Origin of the sequence: Anoxybacteroides tepidamans, assembly GCF_014201465.1 — a bacterium.
In the GTDB taxonomy this organism is placed as follows: Bacteria; Bacillota; Bacilli; order Bacillales; family Anoxybacillaceae; genus Anoxybacteroides; species Anoxybacteroides tepidamans.
Genome location: NZ_JACHEP010000001.1, coordinates 77,958 through 92,313, shown reverse-complemented (window position 1 = coordinate 92,313; position 14,356 = coordinate 77,958). Strand labels below are relative to the sequence as shown.

Here is a 14,356-nt window from a genome sequence, read left to right as displayed (position 1 = left end):
CATCCTTCGCATTACGGTCACGGACATTATAAAAAGAAACATCATAGAAGTAGCTTTTTTTCAAGCTTTTTCGGTAGTTAACGATGCGTTTTTCTTATTTTTGTCCAGTCATTGAGCACTTATTCGAGCGACGCTGTAAAAAAGGCACAATTTTGCACGGCTACTATCAAATTTTGTATGAACTTGGCATAGGAAGCTATGGAATTACGTATTTGGCCACTGATTTGCGGACAAATAAGCAAGTTGTTGTCAAACAAATGCGAAAAATGAAGCGAAAAAAAAGGATGGAGTCGTTCGAACGAGAGGCGAACATTTTGAAGCAGCTCGAACATCCGCAAATCCCTGCGCTATATGAAACATTTACGGAACACGGCGTGCCTCACCTCGTCATGGAATACATCGACGGCGATACAGTCGAGTCGCTGATTTTTGAAAAAGGAAAAACGTATACTGAAAAAGAAGCATTTCAGCTGCTAAAAGACGTATTAGCTGTTGTCGAATATATTCACAAAAAGGGAATTGTTCATCGGGATTTGCGCATTCCGAATATTTTGCTGAGAGATGGCCGTGTATATGTCATCGATTTTGGATTAGCCCGCTTTCTCCACGAACAAGTCCCACATCTTGAAACGTACGTGCTTGAAAAAAAGCTGCGCCGTCAAATTGATGTAAAAAGTGACCTGTATGCGTTAGGGCATTTTCTGCTGTTTTTGCTGTATTCTTCGTATGAACCAAAAACAGACGAAGAGAGAAGCTGGGAAGAAGAACTGAGCATTTCTGACGAGGCTCGTTCGATCTTGCAGAAAATGCTGCAAATCACCTCGCCGTATCACGATGTTGACGAGTTGATGAGAGATGTCGATCACATGCTTGAAAAGAAGGGGATGAAAAAAGATGTCGTTGTTTCATAAAATGTTGGCAAGCATCGGAATCGGTGCTGCTAAAGTAGATGCCAAACTCGTATCTGAGCGGTTGATGGCCGGCGATGAAGTTGAAGGGGTCATCGAAATCACCGGTGGGCATATTGAGCAAGAAATTGACCATATTTACGTGTCGCTGTATGCAACGTATACGGTGGAAGTCGATGATCGAAAAACGACAGGCCATGCACTCATTGGAAAATGGAAAGTGACGGACAAGTTGACGATCAGTGTTCATGAAAAAAAGCGGATCCCGTTTCGGTTTATGCTCCCGATTGATACGCCGATTTCCGTTGGAAAAACAAAAGTGTGGCTTCATACCGGGTTAGATATTAAACAAGCGCTCGACCCGACGGATCAAGATTATATCCGGGTCGAACCGACTCCTGTGATGAACGCCGTGCTGGCGGCAATGGAAACGCTCGGTTTTCGCCTTCATGAAGCAGAATGCAAAAAGGCTTCATGGCATCACCGCCTTCCATTTGTGCAAGAGTTTGAGTATGTGCCAAAAAGAGGCCTGTTTCGTGGAAAGCTCGATGAAGTGGAAATCGTGTTTCTCCCGGTTTCTAAAGAAGAAGTGGACGTTTTTATGCAAATCGACCGCCGCGCCCGCGGTTTAAGCAGCTTATTAGCAGAAGCGCTCGATTTGGACGAATCGCACATTCGTTTTCGTATCACAAGCGCAGACATTCCGCAGTTGTCGCAAAAGCTTTCCGGTCTCATTCAATCATACTGCTAAAGATTGGGGATTTTCCCAATCTTTTTTTGTTCGACAAAACAACTGTGATTTTGCTAAAGGAATCGACATCGAAAAACGCTAATATGTTGTAAAAAACGATTAAAAGGAGAGGATGTCGATGGCTTATCTTTTCGTGAAAAAAATGCTAAAAACAAAGCAGACGTATGATGTCACCTTATTTCAAACTCCAATGTTTGGACAGGTGAAAGGATATGAACAAGTGTATCGGTTAACGATGGCGGCTTCTATGCATGACGAAGTGTTATCTACAATTTACCGCATGTTTAACGTGGCTGATTTGCGTCCAAAAGATTATAAAGCACGCTATGTCAGCACAGGAGACATCGTGCTGATCGATGAAGGAGTGCACGGACAAACGTATTACAAACTATGTTCCGAAGGATGGAAAAAAATCAATCGCCTCCACATTCGTTAATAAAAAATTAGAAAATTCAAAATAATTTATTTTGTTTATTAGAAGAGTATGATACAATGAAGAAAAAATCGAATAGTTTCGGGCGCACAAGGGAATGGATAGAAAGAGAAAGGGGGCGAGCATTTGCAAAAACAACATGAATTTCCAACCATTGCGCCAGGAATTGATGATGATGAAGAATTAAATCAAAAGGCGTCGAAAGAAGAAATCGCTCGCGGAGAGTATACGAAAGTAGTTACATTATCGTTCGATGAAGTCGATTCATCGTCATAAAAACAAACCCTTGTTGAAACAAGGGTTTGTTGCGTATCAATGCTGATTGCTTTACTGCGCTTCGACTAGTTTTCTGTATTGTCGTGATGTCCCGGTCCGTTTTTTCGCCCTGTTGCGGAATATTCTTTCGCATGAGCAGCATCTTCCGAAAGCAGCGCTTCTTTTGGAATATGATTATTCTTTTTCTGGCTATTAACGCGGTTGCGATGTTTTTTGCCCATCGTTCGTTCCTCCTTCATAATTTATCGTTAGTTAGTATGCGCCATTTGCATTCCGTTATCGATGAGTATTTTTGGGATATTCCAATCAAGAAAGGGGTTATCGACCATGACGGCATTGATTGTTTCTACGTTTCTTGGAGTGGTGTTAACGGTAGCTTCATTGTATGCAAAAGCAGAAATCGAGCGAAGATTCAATCGTCGCAGAAAAATTCCGGTTTTGCATGCCGTCAATGTGTTGGCAATTGCCGCAATCATCGCCGTTTCCTATTATATGCTTGCCAACATCTCGCTTTATGGAAAGCAACTCTTTTATGTATATTTTGGAGCCATCCAGCTTTTGCTGCCGGTCTATGCGTTAGTGAGTGTATGGATTGCTAAACGAGAGAAAAAAGCGAAAAAATATACAACAAGCGCAGATAAGAAAGTGTTATATATTAAACAAAAATATTTAGCCTCACGGCGGGATGATCATTATCATTCCAAAACTTCTTAAAAGGGAGAGCGATTCTCCCTTAAAATTTTTGTTTTTCCTTTTTCGAACTTGCCGGCTGTTGAGTTGTGCGAGATGACGGGGTGGTTTTATTGGCGTATTCAACCGTTTGTTCCAGCATGTGCTTCACGATGTCCCTCTAAGTATTGTCTCCTTTGTTTAAACATTTAACCCATTGTATATAAACGATAAAGAGAGTACAATGAGAAAGGGAATCCACACTGTGAAATAAGATTGGAGGACTGTTGATGAGCATTCATATCGAAGCGAAAGAGCATGAGATTGCCAATAAAATTTTATTGCCAGGCGATCCGCTCCGGGCTCAATATATTGCAGAAACGTTTTTAGAAGGGGCGACTTGCTATAATCGCGTGCGCGGTATGCTAGGATTTACCGGTACATATAAAGGGCAGCGAATTTCTGTCCAAGGAACAGGAATGGGAGTTCCATCAATTTCAATTTATGTCAATGAATTAATACAAAGCTATAACGTACAAACGTTGATTCGTGTCGGTACGTGCGGCGCCATTCAAAAAGACGTGAAAGTGCGTGATGTCATTTTAGCAATGAGCGCTTCCACCGACTCACAAATGAACCGCCTCACATTTGGGGGAGTTGATTACGCGCCAACAGCAAATTTTGATTTATTGCGGACAGCTTATGAAGTCGGCGTTGAAAAAGAGTTGCAATTAAAGGTAGGAAACGTATTTACTGCAGATATGTTCTACAATGAAAATGCCGAATTTGAAAAATGGGCGCGCTACGGTGTACTGGCGGTGGAAATGGAAACGGCAGCTCTCTACACATTAGCCGCAAAATTTGGCCGTAAAGCGCTTTCGGTGTTAACGGTAAGCGATCATATTTTAACAGGAGAAGAAACGACAGCCCAAGAGCGGCAAACGACGTTTAACGAGATGATCGAAGTCGCTTTAGAAGCTGCGATTCGCGTGTAAAAACAAAAACACCCTTGGGGAAGCCAAGGGTGTTTAAAGTAAGGTGAACATGATGAAACGCACATTTCTAACGATCGCCACGTTCTACCTCGTTGCCGGCTGCGCGCCCATTCAAGAAAATTTGCAGCCTCAAAAGCCGTTAACAGTGCAAAGACAAACCGAACGATCTAATGAACAAACGGAAACGAAGCAACTGACTGAGCAGCCGAACGTTGTCCAAAACCCGAACAACGAGCCGAGAACGGAAGCGGCGGTTGATTCGGATTTGCTGTTGGAATCGAAATATTGGAACGTTGTTGAAGTGCAAAATGGAATAAAAGTGATTATGAATCCAGCGAATATTTTAGCGCTTGTCAATAAGGAACAAAACTTGCCGGCAACTTATAAACCGAGCGATTTAGTCGTTCCGAACGTACCGTTTTCGTTTTCCGAAACGAATGTCGAAAAACGGTATATGCGCCTAGAAGCAGCTAAAGCGCTTGAGCAATTGTTTGCCTCTGCCCGTCAAGTCGGCATTCAGTTAGTCGCCGTGTCAGGATATCGGTCGTACGAACGGCAAAAAGAGTTGTTTGATGAAGAAGTGAAAAAAAGTGGAAAAGAAAAAGCGATTCATGTTGTTGCGATTCCAGGGCAGAGCGAACATCAAACGGGGTTAGCTGTCGACATTTCAAGTCCAAGTGCTAAAAATGGTCTTACAGCCGCATTTGGTGATACAAAAGAAGGAAAATGGGTAGCGGCTCACGCTTATGAATACGGCTTTATCATTCGCTACCCGAAAGGAAAAGAAGCAATCACCGGCTACCAATACGAGCCATGGCATTTACGGTATGTCGGCAAAAAAGCGGCAAAAGTGATTTTTGAAAAAGGCATTACGCTTGAAGAATATTTCCAAATCGTAAAAAAAATATGAAGTCATCGGTGGCTAGCAAAAAAGCTGGCCACCTTTTTACCAAAATAATCCGATTAATGTAATTCCGATAATTGCTGCGAGTGCAATCCCGTAGCCGAAGCGCCATCCGATGTAGCCGTAACCGAATCCACCAAGTTTTTTCTGACCGACAGGCACAATATATACTCGGTTTGGTGTGACGTGTGTAATCCGGCCTATATGCACGTTGCCAAAACGATCGTGAATGCGGACGATTTGACCATGGTAACGGCAACAAACATCGTACCATCGTTGCGACATGTATGTCCCTCCTTTTTCTTTGCTATATGTATAGCGTATGTGTCGAAAAAAAAAGAGGTTTGTACCGATGTCTACTTTTTACATGAAAATATGCAATAACCGAGCTGTTTTCCGTATCGTTTTTTCATATATTCATGTCTGTTCAAAATCGCTAACATTTCTTCGGAAAGAGTCGAAGTAATCGTAAATGGCGTTTGTGAAACGGGACGTTGTTTTGTAGAACAATAAGCGATTTCAATCCCATGAAATCCATGATTGGATAAATGGGCACTCCATTCTTTCGGTGTCAGCAGCTGGCGGAATCGATAAAAAGAAGCAATTTCTTTCTTTTCGTTTTCTGTTAATTGCGAATATGCGGCTTCTATGCCAATGAGTTTTCCATGCGGTTTTAACACGCGATATATTTCTTGTAAAGCTTTTGGCAAGATGACAAAGGATAAAACGGATTCACATAATATCGCATCAAATTGTTCAGCTGGAAATGGCAACGATTCAACCGAGGCATTGTGCAGATGAACAGGGCGGGATAACGAAGAGAATCGAGCTCTCGCTTTCTCAAGCATTTTCGGATGAATATCAATGGCTGTTACGTTTGCACCGTATTTTTCAGAGATATAAGTAGCTGTCTGCCCAGTACCACAACCAACGTCAAGAAGATGGGTTGTTTGTTTTATTTTTAGTTTACGTAATATATATTTTGTTAACAAAAATCCCCCTGGGTGGGCACCATCGATCCCTAATTCCGCTAATACATCAAGATATGTGGTCAATTTTCTGTCCTCCAATTTTTCCTTTTCCATAATTTATGCAAGCGGGTTTCGTTTTGCCCTTAGGCAATAAAGTTCCGTTAATAAGAAAAATTTTGTCTGATTCTATAGTCGTTCCATATGTCAACTTTGTTGCTATAGACCCACACGATGATATGCTGATAAACTAATACATGCAAACCGGTAAAGTAAGGGTCAATAACCCAACGACTCAAGTCGTGGGCTTGAATGCCCCATGTTGACCAGACCAAGGTTGGAAACAGAACGCGCGTTTAGATGTCATGACACATATTCGTCTCATTCAACGATTGGATGGATACACGTATCGAAAGGAGGGAATGAAACTTGCGTAAGGTGCAAGGCGCAATTCCTCCCACTCTTTCGGCAGGGGCTACCTTGCGCGAGTTTCGTGAAATGAATGAAACCAGAAATAGGGGCTTGGGTGAGTATCGCCAGCTATATTAGCTTAGCGATTATAAAACTAATCATTGGTTATATGGCAAATTCGGATGGGGTGACAGCTGACGGATGGAACAACTTCAGTGATATCGTTGCCTCAGTGGCGATTTTATTCGGGATCAAAATTGCCCAAAAGCCGAGAGATCATAATCATCCGTATGGCCATTCACGCGCCGAAAATATTTCATCGCTCATCGCCGCCTTTATTATGATGTCGATCGGGTTAGATGTTGTTGGAAAAGGAGCGTTGTCGCTCTTTAACGGTGAACGTGATGAAGCGCCGCAATGGGTCGCGGCATGGGCTGGGGTGTTTTCTGCATTTATGATGTTAGGGGTATATTGGTTTAATAAACGGCTTTCCGAGCGTGTGAACAGCCAAGCGCTTGCGGCGGCGGCGAAAGACCATTTATCCGATGCGCTTGTCAGCATCGGGACTGTCATCGGCGTTGTAGGTGCACAATTGCATATTTTTTGGCTTGATCCGTTAGCAGCGTTTCTCATTGGCATTATGATTTGCAAAACAGCTTGGCATATTTTTTCGGAAACGTCGCATATGTTAACGGATGGATTTGATGAACAGGCCTTGACTACATATGAGCAGGAAATCGCAGCGATCGAAGGAGTAAAACACGTATCAGATGTAAAGGCGCGAATGGTAGGAAATCAAGTGATTCTCGATGTCACCATCTGCGTCGATGCGGATTTAACCGTCGCAAAAAGCCATGAAATTGCTGATGAAGTAGAGCGAATGATGAAACAACAACATCATGTCGAAACGACGCATGTCCATATTGAACCGGACCAAAACCTTAATCGCTCATAAACGATTGAGGTTTTTTTCATACTATAGATAAATAGTGATGAGAGAAAGGAAATAGTGGATGTTAACACAAACAAAAATTCGCTGGATTCATTTTACGGAACAAACAAAAAATGAACTGCAGTCGCTTATCGAACAAATACAGCTTCACCCGTTAGCCAAAGACGCGCTTTTGTCCGAGAATGATTTTCCAAAAATTGATGTGTATGATGAGTGTGTGTTCGTTTCGCTTGCTTTTATTCGCGATGATTGGCAAACAGGCCGTCTGCAATTGATCATAACTGCACAACAAGTCATTAGTTATACGAAAGAAGAGGAACGGATTATTGAGGATATTAGGGAGAAGCTGAACCATCACCCAGAACATGCTTCCCATCCTAGCTTTATCTTGTATCAATTTTTAAATGTAATCACTTTCCACTTTTTACATATCGTTGATGACATAGCCAATCATATTCAAACACTTGAAAAACAAGTGTTTCAAACACCGTTTGAAAATGACATCGGCCATAGCGTATATCGATGGAAAGTAAAAATTCATGAACTGCGGCAAATCGCCGAAGCGCAAGAAGAAATGATGAAATCGGTTCATCATCCTGAATTTCCGTATATGACTGAAGATGTCCGCCTGTACATTCAAGATATTACAAGCCGTTTTTCCCGAATTACCGCGGCACTCGATACGTTTAAAGAAACGTTATCCAGCATTTTTGACTTGCAGCTTTCACTTAAATCCGACCATATGAATGTCATTATGAAAACATTAACGTTAGTAAGCGTCATTTTTATGCCGATGACATTTGTCGCTGGAGTGTACGGAATGAATTTTGAAATCATGCCCGAACTGACATGGACATATGGATATGCGTACGCACTAGGATTAATGGCGGGATTAGGGATTTCCGTTGCGCTTTATTTTAAGAAAAAAGGGTGGTGGGGGAAATAGAAACGAACGCCAAGTATAAAAAAGGAAACGACTGTTTTTTTCAACATGTGTTTTTTCTTGGAAAAGCAGCAAAAACGTTTTATAATGAAACTACTGCAATTTGGAAAACAAAGGGGATACAGACATGAAAGGACATGACGAAAAAATAGGTGTCATCTACACCGTCGTCGCTTATTTAATATGGGGAATTTTGCCGCTGTATTGGAAATTGCTAGATCACCACACGGCTGCTGAAATTTTGGCGCATCGCATCGTTTGGTCGTTTGTTTTTATGATCGTGTTGTTAGCCATGACTAAGCAAACACAACTATGTCGAGAACAGCTTCTTGAGATGGTCAAACATCCAAAGTTAGCGGGTGGCGTTATTGCTTCTGCCTGTTTAATTAGCGTCAACTGGTTTATTTACATATGGGCCGTGAATCACGGGCATATCGTCGAGGCGAGTTTAGGTTATTACATTAACCCTTTAATTAGCGTTGTTTTAGGAATGATTGTGTTGAAAGAGCGTTTAAACATATGGCAGTGGATTTCGTTTCTGTTAGCTTTTTTAGGCGTTTTGATCATCACGTTTCAATATGGAAAGTTTCCTTGGATCGCCTTATCGCTGGCGCTGTCGTTCGGTTTTTATGGCTTAACGAAAAAGCTGGCATCATTTGACTCAGCGATCGGCCTTACATTGGAAACGATGATCGTCACACCATTATCGCTTGTTTATCTTATTTTTTTATATAGTCATTATTCCGCGACCCTTTCACTTTCTATATGGCAAGCGCTCCTTTTGATCGGTGCAGGCCCAGCAACTGCTTTGCCACTATTATATTTTGCGAAAGGAACGAAGCGAATTTCGTTAACGATGCTCGGGTTTCTGCAATACATTTCTCCGACGTTAAGCTTAGTGTTAGGGGTATTTCTTTTTCGCGAAACATTTACGAAAGCGCATTTTTATGCTTTTAGCTTCATTTGGTGTGCTCTAATTATTTTTTCATTTTCTAAAACAAAACGAATGCAAGGATGGCATCATAAACTCATGCAACGCAACACATTTGGAGCAAGATAACAGGCTCTTGTTCGGGGGCGATGACAAAAAGTTAAAGACTATCTTAATTAAGTTTGTTATATAACAGTAAAATATATAGATCACCAACATCCATGACAAAATGATGGACCTTCGATTTGGAAGGTCCATTTTTTTGTGAAAATAACGATCCGTGTGTGAATATTTTCATGCTTGGGTGGCGAGCAAAGCTTGTTCATGAACGTTTTGTTCAACAAATACCTATTTTTTTCAAAATACCTAACCATTTCCCCCCTAGATGAATAGTCTACTAGTACAAAAGTGAAGGAGGTGCTCAAGATGGGTGCAGCTTATGGCGGTGGCTTTGCGTTAATCGTTGTTTTGTTCATTCTGTTAATTATTGTTGGTGCAGCATTTGTTGGTGGTTGGATGTATTAATAATCAAACCATGACAAAAACAGAAATAAAGGAGGGGTATAGAATGCCATTTGGATATGGATATGGCTTGGGATATGGTGGTTATGGCTACGGCTATGGCTATGGCGGATACGGCCACGGACGTGGTTTCGTGCTGATTGTCGTCTTATTCATCTTGTTAATTATCGTTGGTGCAGCATGGTGCTAATGTAAACAAACAAGATGGAAGATGGAAAAAGAACGGAAGAAGATCAGCAGGCTTCTTCCGTCTTTTTTTCATGATGCTCGTATTTCTTTTGAACGAGAAACAATCGGATCGAAAGAAAAAGAGCACCGGCAGCTAAGCCGGCAATCAGCCCAATCCAGTATCCGAACGCTTGGGCGGATGTAAAATTAGCTAAGATGTATCCAAACGGCAAACCAACCGCCCAATATGATAATAGAGCGGCAACAAAGGCGGCGTTGACATCTTTATATCCCCGTAAAGCCCCTTGAATCGGAGCAGCGATCGCATCAGAAAACTGGAAAAAGATCGCGTATAACAAAAAATGTTTTGTTAACAATAGCACATCTTGGTCATTCGTATACATAGCGGCTACTTCGCCGCGAAACAAATAAAGAAATAAAGAGGTAGCAATAGCTGTGCCAACCGCCATTCCGATGCCAAGAAAACTATATTGTTTTGCATCTCGATAGCGTCTTGCTCCCACTTCAAATCCGACTGCAATCGTTAAGGCCATCGAAACGCTTAATGGAATCATATAGAGAAGCGAGGCGAAATTGATGGCGCTTTGATGAGCCGCAATCGTTGTCGTATTAAATTGGCTCATCAACAACGTAACAGCAGCAAAAATGCTCGTTTCAAAGAAAATCGCCAATCCAATCGGAATTCCTATTTTCAACAATTCTTTCCATGCTGAAAGCGAAAGGCGATAAAAGCGGCGAAAGAGTCCATATTTGGAAAACGGCCGGAATCGCCGGACAACCCATAAAGAAAGAACACAACAAAACCAGTACGTAATCGTTGTCGCATATCCAGCGCCGACACCGCCTAATTTCGGAAAACCGAACTGTCCATAAATGAGCAAATAGTTAAAAACGATATTGACAGGCAAAGCAGCTAATGTAATGAACATCGTGACTTTTGTTTGTCCGAGCGCGTCGATAAAGCAGCGAAGCACGTGATAAATAAATAGCGGAATGATTCCGTATGAAAGGGCGACTAAATAATTGAAAGCAATGTTTCGCACGCTTTCTTCTAGTTTCATTTTTGCTAATAAGTCGTGTAGTCCGAGTGCACCAAACAAAAGAATGGATAAGGCAATGGCGACCGCTAAATAAATGGCTTGGATGATGTGATACGGAATTTGCTCATATCGGTTGGCACCGAGATGATGAGCCACGACCGGTGTCAGAGCGAATAATATTCCGCTGATTCCTGTAAACACAGGAACCCAGATGCTCGAACCGATCGCCACACCAGCTAAATCTTGGGCGCTCGCATGACCAGACATCGTGACATCAGCAAAATTCATTGCATAAAGCCCTACTTGTGTAACAAAAACAGGAAAAAGAATATGAAATAATTGCATCAGTTTTTCCTTCAAAGTAAATGTCTGCTGCATAAAAAGCTCCTTCCTTTATCAACCAAACGCATCGCTATTACTATAGATTACGAGAAAAACAGGAAATAAACAACTAAAAAATAAAAACAAATAAAACATTGTTCTAAATACACAATAAAAATAAGAAGCCACCTCATCAAGAGGCAGATTCTTGCTTGTTAACAGGTAGTTCAATGATAAAGCTCGTTCCTTCGGCGCTACTTTGAACTTTCATCGTTCCTTTATGCAATTCAATAATTTTGCGTGATAGCGATAATCCAAGTCCTGTTCCCGTTTCTTTTGTTGAGAAGAATGGGTCAAAAATATGATCAATAATCGTCAGAGGAATTCCCGGTCCGTCATCACAAAAGTAAATTTGTACGATGTTGTTGTATAACTTGCTAGAAATCGAAACGCGCATCGTTTTTTTGACTTTCGCCTCGACAGCGTTATGGAATAGGTTCAAAAACACTTGTAACAGCTGATTTTTATCTGCTTCTACGTCATAAACATTTAACCGTTCATCCAAATTGTAATGAACTTCAATGTTATGAAGCAATGCTTCGCTATGCAATAAAATACCTAAATCTTCAGTGATAAATTGATTGATGTTCATTTTTTCTGCTTTCACTTCGGCGGGTTTTGCGATGTTTAAAAAGTCTGTAATAATGCCGTTTGCTCGATCTAATTCGGGAATAAGCAATTTATCGATAAGCGAAACGATTCGGTCAGGAAGATCGGTTTTAAAAAACTGCAAATATCCGCGAACGGTTGTGAGCGGATTGCGGATTTCATGGGCAATACCTGCAGCAATGCGACCGGCTACAGCTAGCTTTTCCGTTTCTTTCATCAGATTGAGCGATTGAAACATGCTAATGACGCGTTTAATCGAGCCGTCTTCGTTACGAATAAAACGCGTATTAATAATCCCATAATAGCGGTCGAGCACTTCTTGATTATAAATCGGCTCATTCATTTCGATCGATTTTAGCGTCATAATCAATTCATCAGGCAGCTTCAATAGTTCACGTATATGTTTTCCGATCATCGAATCGCGATCAACACCCGTATCGTTTGCCGCCTGTAAGTTGCAAAGCGTAATGATTCCATTGCCATCTACAAAGACGATGTGGTGAGGTACAAGATCAAGAATCGGTGCTAAGAATGTCTCGATTTGCTCAAACGGTAAGTCCGTGCTCGGGTCAATATCAAGATGAAGATCAACGTCATCTTGGCCATTGGCAACGATGGAATGGATCTCCGGTTCGTGTTGCCCCCGTTTTTTCTTCATGACCATTCCTAACGAGTAGTCTGTAAATTGAAAAGGGAAAGGCAATTGCTTGACAAATCGCTTATATAGCTGCAATTCTTGTTCTAATTCCACCATTCGTTTTTCCAAATTGTCACTCATAACCATCGGTCACTACTCCTTATCCAAAAACAAGGTTCGTTAGTAGTGTATCGGAAAATTGCTGATTCGACCAGAGAAATTTAACATTAAAAACAAACATTCATCGCATGATTAAACTTTAATTACTTTTTATAAAACTATGTTCTAAATAATCATATTCACTTTATTATATAGACATCTAACGAACAATGTTCAAAAGGGAAGCAAAGAAGCGCTTCCCTTACAAAATGGTATGTTGAATTCTTTTTTGTTTATAGACAAATAAATAGTAACAGGAAAGAGCGAAAACAGATAGGATGATCCCAAATATATATGGAAGATCGATCGTGATCGTAAACAACCATCCGGCAACCGGAGGGCCAATAATGCGGCCGAGCGAATCAAACGACGAAAGAAAACCCGTTGCGCTTCCTTGTCCACCGACTGTCTGCTTTGTAATCAGTGACGAAAGACATGGACGAATGACACCATTTCCGACGCCAAAAATTGATAAATAAAGGGCAGCGGTCCAAAAATTGTGAACGAGTAAAATGAGCGCAAAACCGATGGCGGAAACAACGATTCCTCCTTGGATAACCTTTCCTTCGCCAAAAGACCGAATGAGTTTGCCGATCAATCCGCCTTGAATGAAGGCGCTTGCAAGTCCCATGATCATAAAAATATAGCCTAGTTCGGCTGAATGGAGCCCTGCTCGTTTCGCTGCGTAGTAGGCAAACGTTGCTTCTAAGCCAGATAGCGAAAATGAAATAAACCATTGAAGAATATATAAAAACACAATCGGTCCTTTTAATATTTGCCAAAGCGAAGGACGTTCATTAGTTCCGAGCATTCTCTCTTCCTTTGCCAAGGACTCTTTTAAGAAAAGCAGCACTAACAACGATGTAGCCAACGAAAGAAATCCTGCAATTAAAAACGGGGTATGTAAGTTCGTCTTTGAAAAGATTCCGCCAATGGCCGGGCCGAAAATAAATCCAAGCCCGATTGCGGCACCGATCGCTCCCATTCCTTTGCCGCGCTCTTCTGGAGTTGTGACATCGGCTACATACGCCATGGCAGTAGGCATGGTAGCAGAAGAAAGAACCCCTCCGACAATGCGTGCGACAAATAACATTGGCAGTGTTTTGGCAATAGCGAACAAAAAGAAAGAAAGAGACAGCCCAATAATTCCGATAAATAAAATCGGCTTTCGCCCATATCGGTCGGAGATGCGGCCCCAGATAGGTGCGAATAAAAGTTGCATCAATGAATAAATGGCCATTAACAAGCCTAATTCGGTCGGTGTGGCTCCTACTTTTTCTGCAAAAAACGGAAGAACAGGAATAATGATGCCAAAGCCACACATCACGAAAAACATGACCGCAAATAAAAGAGAAAGATATGTTTTCAACATAATTACCTCCATTATAGAGATATTACTTTCTTTAATCATAATGGAGAGAATCGTTATTTTCAAAATATAAAGATTACATGAAGTGTGTCGGAAAGTGATAAAATTATTCGGCTTCCTTGTGGTACTAAGATATTGACGGTTTCCGTTGCCTCTCATTCGTTGGAAGATAAAAAGTAGCATGTAGAATCACGAGTGTTGATTATCCATTTACTAAAAAACATAGAATTATATGGCTGAACACAAGCTTTTCTGCCACATCCCTCGAACAAGAACGCCGGCGGGCAAATGTCATTTGCCCGCAAAGCG

18 protein-coding genes are annotated in these 14,356 nt (G+C 41.4%); 12 read left to right on the top strand and 6 right to left on the bottom strand.

Annotation, left to right across the window (positions count from 1 at the left end):
* The first annotated feature begins 83 nt into the window (after nucleotides 1-83).
* The 4 genes from HNQ34_RS00455 to HNQ34_RS00440 all read left to right on the top strand — a co-directional run bounded on the left by HNQ34_RS00455 (nucleotide 84) and on the right by HNQ34_RS00440 (nucleotide 2,368).
* Nucleotides 84-911, top strand: a complete 828-nt coding sequence (locus tag HNQ34_RS00455) for a serine/threonine protein kinase (RefSeq protein ID WP_183250812.1) — start codon at nucleotides 84-86, stop codon at nucleotides 909-911.
* Nucleotides 895-1,659 (top strand): sporulation protein, encoded by a 765-nt coding sequence (locus HNQ34_RS00450; RefSeq protein ID WP_183250811.1) that lies wholly within the window; start codon nucleotides 895-897, stop codon nucleotides 1,657-1,659. The genes HNQ34_RS00455 and HNQ34_RS00450 overlap by 17 nt, the downstream gene beginning before the upstream one ends.
* A gap of 118 nt (nucleotides 1,660-1,777) precedes the next feature.
* Nucleotides 1,778-2,095, top strand: coding sequence for a YodL domain-containing protein (locus HNQ34_RS00445; RefSeq protein WP_183250810.1), 318 nt, complete (start codon nucleotides 1,778-1,780; stop codon nucleotides 2,093-2,095).
* Between the two features lie 123 nt (nucleotides 2,096-2,218).
* The gene (locus HNQ34_RS00440) at nucleotides 2,219-2,368 is read left to right on the top strand and encodes a hypothetical protein (RefSeq protein ID WP_183250809.1); all 150 of its coding nucleotides are present in this window, start codon (nucleotides 2,219-2,221) and stop codon (nucleotides 2,366-2,368) included.
* Between the two features lie 65 nt (nucleotides 2,369-2,433).
* On the opposite strand, the gene HNQ34_RS00435 is transcribed toward HNQ34_RS00440, so the two are convergent.
* Nucleotides 2,434-2,589 (bottom strand): hypothetical protein, encoded by a 156-nt coding sequence (locus HNQ34_RS00435; RefSeq protein WP_183250808.1) that lies wholly within the window; start codon nucleotides 2,587-2,589, stop codon nucleotides 2,434-2,436.
* Between the two features lie 106 nt (nucleotides 2,590-2,695).
* Here HNQ34_RS00435 and HNQ34_RS00430 point away from each other — a divergent pair, with 106 nt between their 5' ends.
* From HNQ34_RS00430 to HNQ34_RS00420, 3 genes are all read left to right on the top strand, one after another.
* Nucleotides 2,696-3,082, top strand: a complete 387-nt coding sequence (locus tag HNQ34_RS00430; RefSeq protein WP_183250807.1) for a hypothetical protein — start codon at nucleotides 2,696-2,698, stop codon at nucleotides 3,080-3,082.
* A gap of 245 nt (nucleotides 3,083-3,327) precedes the next feature.
* Nucleotides 3,328-4,032, top strand: coding sequence for a purine-nucleoside phosphorylase (deoD, locus tag HNQ34_RS00425; protein WP_183250806.1), 705 nt, complete (start codon nucleotides 3,328-3,330; stop codon nucleotides 4,030-4,032).
* Between the two features lie 52 nt (nucleotides 4,033-4,084).
* Nucleotides 4,085-4,942 (top strand): M15 family metallopeptidase, encoded by an 858-nt coding sequence (locus HNQ34_RS00420; protein ID WP_281375839.1) that lies wholly within the window; start codon nucleotides 4,085-4,087, stop codon nucleotides 4,940-4,942.
* 36 nt (nucleotides 4,943-4,978) lie between these two features.
* Here the strand turns inward: HNQ34_RS00420 and HNQ34_RS00415 are convergent, their stop codons facing one another.
* Both HNQ34_RS00415 and HNQ34_RS00410 read right to left on the bottom strand, forming a co-directional pair.
* Entirely contained in the window at nucleotides 4,979-5,221 is a 243-nt protein-coding gene (locus HNQ34_RS00415; protein ID WP_183250805.1) for a hypothetical protein, read from the bottom strand.
* A 71-nt stretch (nucleotides 5,222-5,292) separates the two neighbouring features.
* The gene (locus HNQ34_RS00410) at nucleotides 5,293-5,991 is read right to left on the bottom strand and encodes a class I SAM-dependent methyltransferase (RefSeq protein ID WP_183250804.1); all 699 of its coding nucleotides are present in this window, start codon (nucleotides 5,989-5,991) and stop codon (nucleotides 5,293-5,295) included.
* Nucleotides 5,992-6,406: 415 nt separating this feature from the next.
* Between HNQ34_RS00410 and HNQ34_RS00405 the strand changes: the two genes are divergently transcribed.
* The 5 genes from HNQ34_RS00405 to HNQ34_RS00385 all read left to right on the top strand — a co-directional run bounded on the left by HNQ34_RS00405 (nucleotide 6,407) and on the right by HNQ34_RS00385 (nucleotide 9,853).
* Nucleotides 6,407-7,270 carry a cation diffusion facilitator family transporter gene (locus HNQ34_RS00405; protein WP_183250803.1) on the top strand — a complete coding sequence of 288 codons (864 nt, stop codon included), beginning with the start codon at nucleotides 6,407-6,409 and terminating at the stop codon, nucleotides 7,268-7,270.
* 58 nt (nucleotides 7,271-7,328) lie between these two features.
* Complete coding sequence (locus tag HNQ34_RS00400) at nucleotides 7,329-8,213, top strand: magnesium transporter CorA family protein (RefSeq protein WP_183250802.1); 885 nt, start codon at nucleotides 7,329-7,331, stop codon at nucleotides 8,211-8,213.
* Nucleotides 8,214-8,337: 124 nt separating this feature from the next.
* Nucleotides 8,338-9,270 carry an EamA family transporter RarD gene (gene rarD / locus HNQ34_RS00395; RefSeq protein WP_183250801.1) on the top strand — a complete coding sequence of 311 codons (933 nt, stop codon included), beginning with the start codon at nucleotides 8,338-8,340 and terminating at the stop codon, nucleotides 9,268-9,270.
* Between the two features lie 297 nt (nucleotides 9,271-9,567).
* Nucleotides 9,568-9,666: a YjcZ family sporulation protein gene (locus HNQ34_RS00390; RefSeq protein ID WP_082063809.1), complete on the top strand. Its 99-nt coding sequence runs from the start codon at nucleotides 9,568-9,570 to the stop codon at nucleotides 9,664-9,666.
* Nucleotides 9,667-9,709: 43 nt separating this feature from the next.
* Nucleotides 9,710-9,853, top strand: a complete 144-nt coding sequence (locus tag HNQ34_RS00385) for a YjcZ family sporulation protein (RefSeq protein ID WP_183250800.1) — start codon at nucleotides 9,710-9,712, stop codon at nucleotides 9,851-9,853.
* Between the two features lie 43 nt (nucleotides 9,854-9,896).
* On the opposite strand, the gene HNQ34_RS00380 is transcribed toward HNQ34_RS00385, so the two are convergent.
* From HNQ34_RS00380 to HNQ34_RS00370, 3 genes are all read right to left on the bottom strand, one after another.
* Nucleotides 9,897-11,270, bottom strand: a complete 1,374-nt coding sequence (locus HNQ34_RS00380) for an MATE family efflux transporter (RefSeq protein ID WP_183250799.1) — start codon at nucleotides 11,268-11,270, stop codon at nucleotides 9,897-9,899.
* A 136-nt stretch (nucleotides 11,271-11,406) separates the two neighbouring features.
* Entirely contained in the window at nucleotides 11,407-12,660 is a 1,254-nt protein-coding gene (locus tag HNQ34_RS00375) for a two-component system sensor histidine kinase NtrB (RefSeq protein WP_183251273.1), read from the bottom strand.
* Nucleotides 12,661-12,880: 220 nt separating this feature from the next.
* A complete protein-coding gene (locus tag HNQ34_RS00370) occupies nucleotides 12,881-14,050 on the bottom strand; it encodes an MFS transporter (RefSeq protein WP_246363625.1) in 1,170 nt (389 codons plus the stop codon).
* Nucleotides 14,051-14,356: the final 306 nt, after the last annotated feature.

Bases quoted from the DNA above. Each gene is read 5' to 3' on its own strand.
- rarD (WP_183250801.1), top strand. From the start codon at position 8,338: ATGAAAGGACATGACGAAAAAATAGGTGTCATCTACACCGTCGTCGCT.
- HNQ34_RS00375 (WP_183251273.1), bottom strand. From the start codon at position 12,660: ATGAGTGACAATTTGGAAAAACGAATGGTGGAATTAGAACAAGAATTG.
- HNQ34_RS00435 (WP_183250808.1), bottom strand. From the start codon at position 2,589: ATGGGCAAAAAACATCGCAACCGCGTTAATAGCCAGAAAAAGAATAAT.
- deoD (WP_183250806.1), top strand. From the start codon at position 3,328: ATGAGCATTCATATCGAAGCGAAAGAGCATGAGATTGCCAATAAAATT.
- HNQ34_RS00415 (WP_183250805.1), bottom strand. From the start codon at position 5,221: ATGTCGCAACGATGGTACGATGTTTGTTGCCGTTACCATGGTCAAATC.
- HNQ34_RS00445 (WP_183250810.1), top strand. From the start codon at position 1,778: ATGGCTTATCTTTTCGTGAAAAAAATGCTAAAAACAAAGCAGACGTAT.
- HNQ34_RS00405 (WP_183250803.1), top strand. From the start codon at position 6,407: ATGAAACCAGAAATAGGGGCTTGGGTGAGTATCGCCAGCTATATTAGC.
- HNQ34_RS00370 (WP_246363625.1), bottom strand. From the start codon at position 14,050: ATGTTGAAAACATATCTTTCTCTTTTATTTGCGGTCATGTTTTTCGTG.
- HNQ34_RS00455 (WP_183250812.1), top strand. From the start codon at position 84: ATGCGTTTTTCTTATTTTTGTCCAGTCATTGAGCACTTATTCGAGCGA.
- HNQ34_RS00420 (WP_281375839.1), top strand. From the start codon at position 4,085: ATGAAACGCACATTTCTAACGATCGCCACGTTCTACCTCGTTGCCGGC.
- HNQ34_RS00380 (WP_183250799.1), bottom strand. From the start codon at position 11,270: ATGCAGCAGACATTTACTTTGAAGGAAAAACTGATGCAATTATTTCAT.
- HNQ34_RS00390 (WP_082063809.1), top strand. From the start codon at position 9,568: ATGGGTGCAGCTTATGGCGGTGGCTTTGCGTTAATCGTTGTTTTGTTC.
- HNQ34_RS00430 (WP_183250807.1), top strand. From the start codon at position 2,696: ATGACGGCATTGATTGTTTCTACGTTTCTTGGAGTGGTGTTAACGGTA.
- HNQ34_RS00400 (WP_183250802.1), top strand. From the start codon at position 7,329: ATGTTAACACAAACAAAAATTCGCTGGATTCATTTTACGGAACAAACA.
- HNQ34_RS00385 (WP_183250800.1), top strand. From the start codon at position 9,710: ATGCCATTTGGATATGGATATGGCTTGGGATATGGTGGTTATGGCTAC.
- HNQ34_RS00450 (WP_183250811.1), top strand. From the start codon at position 895: ATGTCGTTGTTTCATAAAATGTTGGCAAGCATCGGAATCGGTGCTGCT.